The sequence below is a fragment of the Shewanella sp. 10N.286.52.A9 genome (assembly GCF_041468985.1).
Taxonomy (GTDB): domain Bacteria; phylum Pseudomonadota; class Gammaproteobacteria; order Enterobacterales; family Shewanellaceae; genus Shewanella; species Shewanella japonica.
The window spans coordinates 50665-63023 of the sequence record NZ_JBFRJQ010000033.1 but is presented as its reverse complement, the minus strand read 5'-3'; the positions used below and the strand labels follow the sequence as shown (position 1 = coordinate 63023).

At 41.2% G+C, this 12359-nt stretch carries 11 protein-coding genes and 1 tRNA gene; 10 read left to right on the top strand and 2 right to left on the bottom strand.

Annotated elements, in window-relative coordinates; genetic code table 11:
- The first annotated feature begins 37 nt into the window (after positions 1-37).
- The 10 genes from AB4128_RS19585 to AB4128_RS19540 all read left to right on the top strand — a co-directional run bounded on the left by AB4128_RS19585 (position 38) and on the right by AB4128_RS19540 (position 10729).
- Positions 38-113: transfer RNA gene (locus tag AB4128_RS19585), tRNA-Asn, on the top strand.
- 186 nt (positions 114-299) lie between these two features.
- Positions 300-2201, top strand: coding sequence for an EAL domain-containing protein (locus tag AB4128_RS19580; RefSeq protein ID WP_055025922.1), 1902 nt, complete (start codon positions 300-302; stop codon positions 2199-2201).
- Between the two features lie 125 nt (positions 2202-2326).
- Positions 2327-2905, top strand: coding sequence for an electron transport complex subunit RsxA (gene rsxA / locus AB4128_RS19575; protein WP_055025921.1), 579 nt, complete (start codon positions 2327-2329; stop codon positions 2903-2905).
- 2 nt (positions 2906-2907) lie between these two features.
- Positions 2908-3507 carry an electron transport complex subunit RsxB gene (gene rsxB, locus AB4128_RS19570; RefSeq protein ID WP_055025920.1) on the top strand — a complete coding sequence of 200 codons (600 nt, stop codon included), beginning with the start codon at positions 2908-2910 and terminating at the stop codon, positions 3505-3507.
- Positions 3501-6188 carry an electron transport complex subunit RsxC gene (gene rsxC / locus AB4128_RS19565; protein ID WP_372038691.1) on the top strand — a complete coding sequence of 896 codons (2688 nt, stop codon included), beginning with the start codon at positions 3501-3503 and terminating at the stop codon, positions 6186-6188. Before rsxB ends, rsxC begins: the two co-directional genes overlap by 7 nt.
- A gap of 2 nt (positions 6189-6190) precedes the next feature.
- On the top strand, positions 6191-7240 hold the full coding sequence (gene rsxD, locus AB4128_RS19560) for an electron transport complex subunit RsxD (RefSeq protein WP_372038689.1): 1050 nt from the start codon (positions 6191-6193) through the stop codon (positions 7238-7240).
- A 23-nt stretch (positions 7241-7263) separates the two neighbouring features.
- Positions 7264-7899, top strand: a complete 636-nt coding sequence (rsxG, locus tag AB4128_RS19555) for an electron transport complex subunit RsxG (RefSeq protein ID WP_119969704.1) — start codon at positions 7264-7266, stop codon at positions 7897-7899.
- Complete coding sequence (locus AB4128_RS19550; protein ID WP_372038688.1) at positions 7892-8587, top strand: electron transport complex subunit E; 696 nt, start codon at positions 7892-7894, stop codon at positions 8585-8587. Before rsxG ends, AB4128_RS19550 begins: the two co-directional genes overlap by 8 nt.
- Positions 8588-8590: 3 nt before the next feature.
- The gene (nth, locus tag AB4128_RS19545) at positions 8591-9223 is read left to right on the top strand and encodes an endonuclease III (RefSeq protein WP_055025916.1); all 633 of its coding nucleotides are present in this window, start codon (positions 8591-8593) and stop codon (positions 9221-9223) included.
- A gap of 267 nt (positions 9224-9490) precedes the next feature.
- Complete coding sequence (locus AB4128_RS19540; protein ID WP_372038686.1) at positions 9491-10729, top strand: cytochrome C; 1239 nt, start codon at positions 9491-9493, stop codon at positions 10727-10729.
- 273 nt (positions 10730-11002) lie between these two features.
- Here the strand turns inward: AB4128_RS19540 and AB4128_RS19535 are convergent, their stop codons facing one another.
- A complete protein-coding gene (locus AB4128_RS19535) occupies positions 11003-11368 on the bottom strand; it encodes a DUF4345 family protein (protein WP_372038685.1) in 366 nt (121 codons plus the stop codon).
- Between the two features lie 38 nt (positions 11369-11406).
- Positions 11407-12297 carry an AraC family transcriptional regulator N-terminal domain-containing protein gene (locus tag AB4128_RS19530; protein ID WP_372038684.1) on the bottom strand — a complete coding sequence of 297 codons (891 nt, stop codon included), beginning with the start codon at positions 12295-12297 and terminating at the stop codon, positions 11407-11409.
- Positions 12298-12359 lie beyond the last annotated feature (62 nt).

Here is a 12359-nt window from a genome sequence, read left to right as displayed (position 1 = left end):
TCCAGTCTGGGGAGCCAATTCTTATATATTCTTCAATTCCCCTGTAGTTCAGTTGGTAGAACGGCGGACTGTTAATCCGTATGTCACTGGTTCGAGTCCAGTCTGGGGAGCCAAGAAGAATTCAATCGTTAAAATTACTACCTTCCTCCTATTACTATCTTTTTTTAATTCCCTTATATTTTTTTGTAAATTACACTACAATTCTATTCGTTAACTCCTTTATTTGTTGTAGCTTTTTATTTTTCCGCTATACCAAAATTGAATGAAGACAACTGTGTATTATAGGAAATGGACTATTCATGGGTTTATCAAAATCTTTCCAATTAGTTTTATTTGTCATTTTCGGATTATTACTTTATCGGATTTACGATCTAGAAAATAAAGAAATGCAACGCCAAGGTTCTATAGCGACTGAAAAGTACGCTGAATATGTTAATCAAATGTCTGATTGGACAGGTGACGGCAAATCACTATATGAATTACTTTCTCAACAGTTTACTTTTCAATTCTTTCAATACATACATGAAAGTGACAGTGATAAGAACTTCACGTTTGGTTCACTCGCTAAAGCTGAAGGCAATTTTGAAGATACCATTTTTAAAATTGAACTTGGCCATACAAAAGCATTCTCACAAGGCCGACTACAAGTCAGACTGAGTACGAGTTCGGTAATTTCAGCAAGTTTTGTCAACCTTGAAAAAGCAGCAACCTTAACAATTGTCGCTTACTTGTTGATAATGATTAGCTTTGCAATACTTATGGCCATTCATCGCCGTGGCATAAAATACATTTGTGATTACGTAGATAATATCCCCAACCTGTCTTTTCAGGCTGTTGAGACCTCACGCTTACGTGGTTCATTAAAACCCATTGGCGTTGCTCTTGAGAAAAGCCGAATTGAGCTGAAAACCAGTATTGGTAACTTCCATAAAGAAAACGACTTATTAACCAAAGCTGCATATCAAGATCCTGTAACGGGCTTCTCTACTCGTCGTCGATTTAATGATTATTTAAAAACGATTACTGATTCAGATAAACAACAATTTGGGGTGCTTTGCATTATTAAAGCCGCCGAATTATCAAGTATCAATCAGCTTCATGGCCGTGAAGCTGGCGATGATTACCTAAGCAAAATTGCTACGTGCATACGTCAAGCAGCAGCCAAAACTGGGGTCAATGAATATTATCGAGTATCGAGCAGTGATTTTGCGCTATTTATCAACGATATTACCGTTAAAGAAGGCGAGCAGTTTTTAGTCAGCTTAAAACGTTACCTGGATGAATATGCTCAAACAGTTGATACCGACAGCATCGCCCATAGCGGAATGGTGCCGTTTGAACAAAACTGTGACTCTCATGCCCTGCTGACACTTGCAGATACTGCAGTCAGCATTGCTCAAACATCGGGGCCTAATCGTTACCATATACTCGAGAAGTTTTCTGGTAATCAGCAATTGGGCGACGATCACTGGAAAGTGACCATTAATGAATTAATTAATCGTAAAGGCATCAAGTTTTTCCAGCAGCCTATTTTACCTTGTAACAATCAAGTGGATGTTTATCGAGAGTTATTTGCCCGTTTTTATAATAGTGAAGGCTCAAACTTGCCCACTGCCAGTGTTATTGCCATGTCAGAACGTCATGGGCTAAATGTGGATTTAGATAAAATGATTGTGGTGCACACACTACAACTATTAAATTCAAACCCTAGCCTAACGGGTAACTTCGGTATTAACATTAGTGCCTCATCAGCCTTACAAGAAGTGTTTGTGTCATGGTTACGCGATATATTGTCGAGTCACCGCTCTACCTCAGCAAGAATCGTATTTGAGCTTAATGAATCTGGTATGCAAAAAAATGTCACTGCCAGTCGCCGTTTCGTCAACGAAATGCATAAAGTGGGCGCAAAAGTGGCCATTCAACATTTCGGATTAGGCTTTTCTTCGTTTAAATTTTTCCGCGAAGTAAAACCAGATGTCATTAAATTAGACAGCAGTTACAGCGAAAACATTGATCAAGATAATAACAACAAATTCTTTGTCAGAATGATTGTTGATATTTCACGCAGAATTGGGATTAAAGTCATAGCCACAGGCGTTGAAAAACAAGATGAGAAACTCACATTAGAAAAAATGTTAGTCGACGGATTACAAGGTTATTATATTGCTAGGCCAGAAATTATCGCTAAAACAGATAAATAATCGACCAATGTCAGTCCAATCTTACAAATTAGGGTTAATATTTACATAACCCTTTTTTTTATCCGTTGTTTCTCAAGCCTAAACCTTAGATAATACAACTAATATCTGAATTAAAAAGTGTAGTAATGACAGACTATCTCTTACTGTTAATTGGCACCGTGTTAGTCAATAACTTTGTGTTAGTAAAATTCCTTGGTTTGTGCCCTTTTATGGGAGTATCAAGCAAGCTCGCCTCAGCCATTGGTATGTCCATGGCGACAACGTTTGTGTTGACCCTAGCTAGTATTCTCAGCTTTTTAACCAATGAGTTCTTATTAAAGCCTTTCGACCTCAACTATCTAAGAACCATGAGTTTTATCTTGGTCATTGCTGTCGTCGTGCAGTTTACTGAGATGATGGTTCAAAAAACCAGTGCATCATTACATCGAGCTTTAGGTATTTACCTGCCACTTATCACAACCAATTGTGCTGTATTAGGTGTTGCCCTTTTGAACGTCAATGAAGACCATAACTTTATTCAATCTGCAGTTTATGGTTTTGGCGCCGCTATTGGTTTTTCATTAGTGCTTGTTTTATTTTCAGCCATGAGAGAACGTCTTGCAGCAGCAGATGTCCCTCTACCTTTCAAAGGCGGCGCTATCGCCATGATCACAGCGGGTTTAATGTCTCTTGCCTTCATGGGATTTGCGGGGCTGGTTAAATAATCATGTCTAGTATTGTAATCGCAGTTATCGTGCTCACCGTATTAGCACTCATATTCGGACTCATTTTAGGTTATGCCTCCATCAAGTTTAAAGTTGAAGGCAACCCCATTGTTGAACAAGTTGAAGCGCTGCTACCGCAAACACAATGTGGCCAATGTGGCTACCCTGGCTGTCGCCCATACGCAGAAGCAATTGCCAATGGTGATAATGTCAATAAATGCCCACCAGGCGGCACTGCGACAATGGAAAAAATTGCCAGTTTGATGGGCGTTGATCCTGAGCCGTTAAATGAAGTCGCTCAAGAAAATATTAAAAAGGTCGCCTTTATTCGCGAAGACGAATGTATTGGTTGCACTAAGTGTATTCAAGCCTGTCCAGTGGATGCCATATTAGGCGCTGGTAAGTTAATGCATACCGTTATCGCTAAAGACTGTACAGGCTGTGATTTGTGTGTCGAGCCCTGCCCGGTAGATTGCATTGACATGATACCTGTTGAACAAAACCTTAAAAATTGGGATTGGAAGTTAAGCCGTATCCCAGTAACCATTGTAGAAGGTGTTCAATCGCCTAACCGTGAAGTAAAAGAGGAATCTCAGTGCTAACTTTATTAGAACAAATTGATAAAGGGACGTTATGGCACTCTCCAGGCGGGATCCATCCACCACAATTAAAAAGTGTATCCAATCAAGTTAGTAGCGCTCGACTACCGTTATCGCGTTATTATTCGGTACCTGTCCCGCAAGTGGGTGACAGCGCTCGCTTACAAGTAAAGGTTGGCGACAAAGTATTAAAAGGCCAAATGCTGACTGAAGGTGAAGGCTTTATGTACTTACCAGTGCATGCGCCAACATCAGGCATTATTGCTGATATTGCATTAAAGCCAAGTAATCATGCATCAGGCTTACCCGTATTGACATGTGTGATACAAGCCGATGGTAAAGACGACAGCATTGATTATCAGAGCAATGAATTAGCAACCCTATCTAATCAACAAATTCTAGATAAAATCATGCAAGCTGGCATTGCGGGTATGGGGGGAGCAAGTTTTCCTAGCCATATAAAATTAAACCCAGCCAGTGAAATCGATTTAGTTATCATTAATGGTGTGGAATGCGAACCTTACATTACCTCAGATGATGTAATTATGCGTGAAAACGCTACCGAGATCCTCTCAGGCATTAACATCATTAATACTTTGCTCTCTCCTCAGCGCATTATTATTGCTATTGAAGATAATAAACCAGAAGCTGTCAGTGCCATGCGTAGTGCACTTGATAACGCTACTGAATTACAAGGGATTGTCAAAGTGACAGTCATCCCTACTAAGTATCCTTCTGGTGGTGAAAAACAACTTATACAAATCATTACTGGCCGTGAAGTGCCAACAGGCAGCATTCCTGCTCAGCAAGGCATTGTTGTTCATAACGTCGGAACGGCTTACGCTATTCAAGATGCCGTGCTACATGGGAAACCGTTAATTGAGCGCCTAGTGACTTTAACTGGTGAGCAAGTCTCAACACCAGGTAACTACTGGTTACCCATAGGTTCAAGTGTTAAAGATATACTTGAACAAGTTGGTTTTGATGAGGCGCCTTTACAAAAAGTGATTATTGGTGGCCCAATGATGGGTTACGCGCTACCAGATTTTGATGTACCAGTGCTAAAAGGCACCAACTGTATATTGACCCCAAGTCAAAATGAAATAGCGCCTGATACTGAAGAAAAAGCGTGTATACGCTGCGGAGAATGCGCCATTGCATGCCCTGCACTATTATTGCCTCAGCAATTATTTTGGCATGCAAAAGCAGAAGAGTATGACAAAGCAGCCAGCTTTAATTTAAAAGACTGTATCGAATGCGGCTGTTGCAGTTACGTTTGTCCAAGCGATATACCCTTAGTTGAATATTATCGTATTGCAAAATCTGCTCTGAAAAACGAAGCAGAAGAAAAAAGACAAGCAGAACAAGCAAAAGTCCGATTTGAGGCAAGACTGCAGCGTTTAGAAGATGAAAAACGTGCACGAGAAGAAAAGTCACGCTTAGCCGCAGAAAAACGTAAAGCTGCGATGGAAAATAGTGATAAGAAAAACGCGGTTGCTGAAGCAATGGCTAGAGTGGCTGCGAAAAAGAAAATGGCAGAACAAAACACTCAAGCTGATAGTAGACCTGCCGCTTCCACAGATAAGTCATCAGCAGTTAGCGCAGCCATTGCACGTGCTAAAGCGAAAAAGCTCGCGCAACAGGCAGAAAATCAAGCATCAGTTCAGGAACCATCAGCACAGTTAGATCAAACAACAGAACAGGCTTCACCTGTTGATGACAAGAAAGCACAAATTGCTGCGGCAGTTGCACGAGCAAAAGCCAAAAAACGTGCGCAACAGAGCGATAATAAGGTTTCTGAGCAAGTACCCGATAACACCAATGAATCTGTGGCTGTTGATGATAAAAAAGCCCAGATAGCTGCAGCAGTAGCTAGAGCTAAAGCTAAAAAACTGGCTAAACAAGCTGAAACTCAATCAGAAGATCAACAGCAAACAATAGAATCGTCTTCAGTTAACGAGCAATCGTCAGTGCAAGCGTCGTTATCTCCTGCAGATGAGAAAAAAGCAAGAATTGCCGCAGCTGTCGCTAAAGCAAAAGCGAAAAGGCTGGCTCAAAGTGCTGGTCAAAGTGCTGGTCAAAGTGCTGGTCAAAGTGCTGGTCAATCGCAGCAAGATGATGAACACCTTGTTCAAACACAAGCAATTGACACTCCCGTTACCGTTAGCCCAGAAACAGAATCAGATTCGGTACCTGAAACAGCCACTTTGTCACCTGCAGATGAGAAAAAAGCAAAAATTGCCGCTGCTGTCGCTAAAGCAAAAGCGAAAAAGCTCGCTCAAAGCGCTGGTCAAAGCGCTGGTCAAAGTGCTGGTCAACCGCAGCAAGATGATGAACACCTTGCTCAAACACAAGCAATTGACACTCCCGTTACCGTTAAGCCTGAAACACAATCAGATTCGGTACCTGAAACAGCCACTTTGTCACCTGCAGATGAGAAAAAAGCAAGAATTGCCGCTGCTGTCGCTAAAGCAAAAGCGAAAAAGCTCGCACAAGGCGCAACTCAGCCACTACAAAGTGAAGCAAAAGCAGTTGAAACCGACATTAGCGACACCCAATCTGATCAAACCTCAATTGAGCCAATAACATCGGCTGCTGAGGTAAAAAAAGCAAGAATCGCCGCTGCTGTAGCCAAAGCTAAAGCGAAAAAATTAGCGAATCAACAGAGCAGTGAAAAGGAATAAACATGGCATTTAAAATTGCTTCTTCACCCCATGTGAGTACCAATTTGCAAACCAATAAGGTGATGCAAAGAGTCGCACTATGCCTAATTCCAGGTATTGCAGCGCAAGTTTACTTTTTTGGCATGGGCACCTTGGTGCAAATATTAATTGCCGTATTGGTTTCATTATCCGCAGAAGCTGCTGTGATGAAATTAAGAAACAAGTCGATAAAAAGTGCGTTATCAGATAACAGCGCTCTAGTTACCGCACTACTTATTGCTGCTGCCATTCCTCCGTTAACGCCTTGGTGGATGACCATGATTGGCTGTTTATTTGCCATCGTGATCGTTAAACATCTATATGGCGGACTGGGCAATAATATTTTCAACCCTGCAATGGCTGCATATGTGTTGCTGCTTGTTTCATTTCCACTGCAAATGACCAATTGGGTAGCACCTGCAGAACTGACTGCCAACCATGTTGGAATAACAGCGGCTTTAAGCCAAATTTTTGAAATCAGCCCAGCGAGTTTAGATTACTTCAAAATCACTGTTGATGGACACACGATGGCCACGCCATTAGATACGTTTAAAACAGATTTATCTATGGGAATGACCAGTACAGAAAGTCTGCAGCGTAACGTATTTGACGGTATGACAGGTATCGGCTGGTTTTGGGTAAACATGGCTTACCTTCTTGGTGGCTTGGTGATGTTGAAGCTCAAGGTCATTCGCTGGCATATCAGTAGTGCAATATTACTCAGTATTTTTATTTGTTCAGGTTTTGCGTTTTTACTTAACCCTGACACCCATGCAAGCCCGATTCTGCATTTGTTTTCTGGTGGCACAATGTTATGCGCATTTTTCATCGCTACAGATCCTGTAACAGCAGCAACGAGTCCGAAAGGCAGATTACTGTTCGGCGCAATAATTGGCGTGTTAATTTTTGTGATACGCACTTATGGTGGATACCCTGATGCCGTAGCATTTGCCGTATTATTGGCCAACATGTGCGCACCATTTATTGACTATTACATTCGTCCTCGTTCATATGGCCACCGTGCGGGTAATTAACCTGCGAGCTAACTGGATTATCAATGTTAAAAATTATTTCTAAAAATGGATTATTACTCGGGCTATTTGCGCTGTGTTGTACAGGCCTTGTAGCGTCGGTTAATTTTCTAACTAAAGATACGATTATCGAACAACAGCGCAAGCAACTTGTCAGTGTGTTAGAGCAAATCATTCCTAACTCAATGCACAACAATCAACTTACTGATGATTGTATCCTAGTGGCCAATGCTGAATATTTAGGCACAGATGAGCCATTACCCGTTTATATCGCTAAAATGGATCAACAAGCAGTTGCTCTTGCCATAGAAGCAGTGGCTCCAGATGGCTACAATGGGGATATAAAAATTATTCTTGGTATCAGTAATGACAACGAATTACTGGGTGTTCGTACATTAACTCATCAAGAAACACCTGGCCTTGGCGATAAAATTGAACTTAGAAAATCTGATTGGGTTCTTGGTTTTAGCGGTATGACTTATGACTCTAATTCCAAACCAATGGCAGTTAAAAAAGACGGTGGCGACATTGACCAATTTACAGGTGCGACAATTACTCCTCGTGCTTATGTAGGCGCTATCAATAAAGCACTTGAATTTGTTGAACAACATCGTGATGAGTTGTTATCAACCGTCAATCATTGTGGACGTGAACATGACTAATTATCGTGAAATAGCTTGGCAAGGCTTATGGAAAAATAACCCAGGTTTAGTACAACTATTAGGCTTATGTCCACTGCTGGCAGTCACTGCCACTGTGACAAATGCGTTAGGACTCGGTTTAGCGACGCTATTGGTATTAGTGGGCTCTAACATCTTAGTCTCGTTAGTAAGGGACTATGTACCAAAAGAAATTCGTATACCGGTATTTGTTATGATCATTGCAGCGCTCGTCACCTGCGTGCAATTACTTATCAATGCTTACGCCTATGGTTTGTACCTTTCATTAGGTATATTCTTGCCACTGATTGTCACTAACTGCGTCATTATCGGCCGTGCTGAAGCATTTGCTTCACGTAATAATGTGACCAGTGCAGCATTTGACGGACTCATGATGGGGGTGGGTTTCACAGTTATTCTAGTGGTACTTGGTGGAATGCGGGAATTACTGGGTCAAGGCACATTATTTGATGGTGCAGAACTCTTGCTTGGCGATTGGGCTAGCTCATTAACCATTCAAGTATTTAATGTCGAAAGCCCTTTCCTCTTGGCGATGTTACCACCAGGTGCATTTATCGCCATGGGATTATTGATTGCATTAAAAAATGTCATCGACGCGCAAATTGAAAATAGAAAACCACAACAAGAAACAGAGACAATTGCACGTGCTCGGATAACAAAGGTTAGCTAAGTCATGAACAAACAAAAACGCCATGAAATTTTAACTCGCTTACGGGCAAACAACCCTAAGCCGGAAACAGAACTCAACTTTTCATCACCATTTGAATTGTTAGTTGCTGTAACTTTGTCGGCACAAGCAACGGATGTCAGTGTTAACAAAGCCACTGATAAACTCTTTCCCGTTGCAAATACAGCCCAACAAATTTATGACCTTGGCGTTGAAGGATTAAAGACCTACATTAAAACCATCGGTCTTTATAATAATAAAGCAATTAATGTCATTAAAGCCTGTGAAATGTTGATAAACCTTCATGGCGGTGAAGTGCCAGAGAACCGTGAAGCATTAGAAGCACTACCTGGTGTCGGTCGTAAAACCGCTAATGTTGTACTAAATACTGCTTTTGGCTGGCCTACTATCGCGGTTGATACCCATATTTTCAGAATGGCAAACCGCACTAAGTTTGCAATGGGTAAAAATGTCGACCAAGTAGAAGAAAAAATGCTTAAGGTGACACCTGCTGAATTTAAAGTTGATGTGCATCATTGGTTTATCTTACATGGAAGATATACCTGTATCGCCCGTAAACCTCGCTGCGGCAGTTGCATTATTGAAGATTTATGCGAATTTAAAGATAAAACAGACTAAGGTTTACCAACGTCTTTCAACTATATCGCCTTTGAACAAACAGTATTTTAAACTTTTCAAAGGCGCCTTACCTTAGCCTCATCTCCACTCAACGATTATTACAAACGCCCTCGATAACGCACCTGTGACTTAATATCACTTGACCATCATAATCAGTCTGTGTGTAAATTAGTAATTGTTTAAACCATCACCGAATATGTTGGCTTAATAAACAGTTACATTTTGGGTGCATAGTGGATACTCAATCAATGTGATTAGGGGGCTTCAGTGGGACATCAGCAAAGCAATTTACAGCGGCTAGCTTCATTAACTGCATTATTTACATTAACGTTAAGCTCAACGTCGGTGTTAAGTGATGATCAAGCATCAATAGTTAACCAGCTATGCTCGAGTTGCCATGGCATTAACAATATTGATCGCAGTGCTGGGTATTCACAAGTTCATTGGCAGTCACTTATATCATCCATGGTTAAACTAGATCCTAATTCAGCCAGTCAGATTAGTGAATATCTTGCCAATAACAACCCGCCTAATGACAAACGTGCTTCGACAGTAGTCGACGGTGACATCGAGTTACAATTTACCTACTGGCAAGTCCCCACACTGGGCCAGCGAGCAAGGGACCCAATTCAAGGAAAAGATGGCATTATTTGGTGGGTCGGACAATGGGGGAATATCCTTGGGCGACTGGATCCCAAAACGGGTGAAATGAAGGAATACCCTCTACCTGAAGGCACCTTCCCCCACAGCGTATCCTTAGATAAAAATCTAACGCCTTGGTTTCTTGGAAATAAAAATGGCACTGTGGGTTATTTAGACCTCGAAACAGAAAAGTTTACCGTGTTTAACATGCCGGACAAAAACGCTCGCGATCCTCATACTGGTGTATTCGATGATAACGGCATTTTTTGGTTTACCCTTCAACACAGTAATATGATTGGCCAATTAAATCCTATAAATGGCGACATTAAGCTTGTTTCATTGCCAAGTAAAAAATCTCGCCCCTATGGCATTAAACTCGACTCGACAGGTACACCTTGGGTCTCATGTAATGGCTCAAACTGTCTGATTAAAGTAGATAAGCAATCTATGGCTTTAGATGAAATTCGCTTGCCTGGTGATCAGACTCATACGCGACGTCTCGCAATTACTCCTGATGATATGGTGTTTTATGTCAATTCAGGCATGGGAAAGCTCGGCAGGTATAACCCTAAAACAGGGGAAATAACACAATGGGATACGCCTAGTGGTCAATATAGTCATCCTTATGCAATAGAGTATGCAAATGATGCAATTTGGTTTAATGAATCCGCTAAAAGACCAGAGACACTAGTCAGATTTGATCTTAAAAATGAAACCATGCAAAGCTGGCAAATTCCTAGTAAGGATGGGGTTTATTCAGGACTTATACGGCACATGAGGATGGGAGAAAATGGTCTAATTATTCATCAAACAGCAACTAATCAATTAGCCGAAGTGACTTGGACTCAAGCTAATATAGACTAAAGTGAATAAGGCTAAAGCGAACGAGATTAATGTTAATAGCACTAAAGTTAATAGCACTAAAGTTAATAGCACTAAAGTTAATAGCACTAAAGTTAATGGTGCTAACTAGCCTTAAATAAAAGCTTCAAACCTGAAAGCTATTCTTCTTATTATTAGCAGAAAATAGCTTTAGGTTTACGCTTATTTTATGTCGTTATAGGACCATTGAGATAAACTTAGCCTTGCCGCTCCATGCACTTAAGTGACTAATTTATTTCAGCTACAATAAATTATTTAACTTCGTGTTTTAATCGCCCACCAAACTAAAGGCACTAACATCACAAGTTCTATCGCGACATTGACCCATTGCTTAGGTACAGAGCCATCAAGCACAATGCCAATAAGCCTTGCTATTAACAAACCAATGAGTAGCGAGGTGAGTGTTGCAGAAACAGTCGCTTGCCATGGCGTTAATTGAAAATGAAACTGAAGCAAAAGCCCTGCACCAATAAATAACCCCCACCAGATCCGTCGCTCAACAGCGTTAAACGTATCGTTTGGAATGGGTTTATTACTCACTAACTCTGGGTTAGCTGACAGCACTAATCCAATCAAAAGGAGTATAAAACCCAGCCCTCTGATAAGTATTCTATCTTCCATCATGACTCCTGATTAGATGCAGCAAGGCATCAAACTCATTACACTATTGCCCCTTGTGGTAGCTCTGTAGCTTGGCTCCACTGTTTAGGTGATTGTCCGTACAATCGTTTAAACTCACGACTAAATTGCGAAGAACTTTGATAGCCAACAGCCATTGCTGCAACATTTACACTCATTCCTGTAGCAATTTTCATTGCAGCGGTATTTAACCGCATTGTTTTTACAAATTGAATCGGCGACATGGCAGTTGCTTGCTTAAATTTTCGATGTAACACTGCGCGGCTCATACCTACCTGCTCAGCCATCTCTTCAATCGTGACAGATTCATGTAAACGTGAAGAAAGGTATTCGATAGAACGTGCTATCTCATTTCCGACCCCGAATGCGGCTCGCGCAGCTTCGCCTGCATCGCCCTTTAGTACCGCAAAATATAATTCTCTCAGTCGGCTTGCAGCCAGAACCGCAATATCAAGTTCACTACCTTGTAGTTGTAACAGACGCAGTAACGCATCTGTAAACGTGTCATCCCAACGCGCTAAAGATAAGCCTTGAGAGCCTGTTTTATATTTATTTTTGTGCCCCCCACTCGCTGCCATTTCAATGCTAAGTTCAGTCATCGTTTTTGTATCTAGTGATATCATCACTCCTAATAACGGATTATCAGGTGATGCTGTTGGGGTTCCTGCTTCAACTGGCATAGATATAGGGCAACACATATAACGATTTTCATCATATATAATATGTTTACCATCTAATATGGCTTGTTTAGCACCACTAATAATCGCAATGACGCAAGGTTCGTAAACAGCAGGTGCACAGCGCATAGATTCAGTCACACGAAACAGTTGCACGCCTTTTATCCCGGTCTCAATTACACCATCTTGCGTGATTTTAGCTTCTATTAATCGTTTAATTTCTGATTTACTCATAAATGTCTTCTTAGTGGCACAAGCTACAATCGCTAAGCTGCTAATTGCCACAGCTACAATAA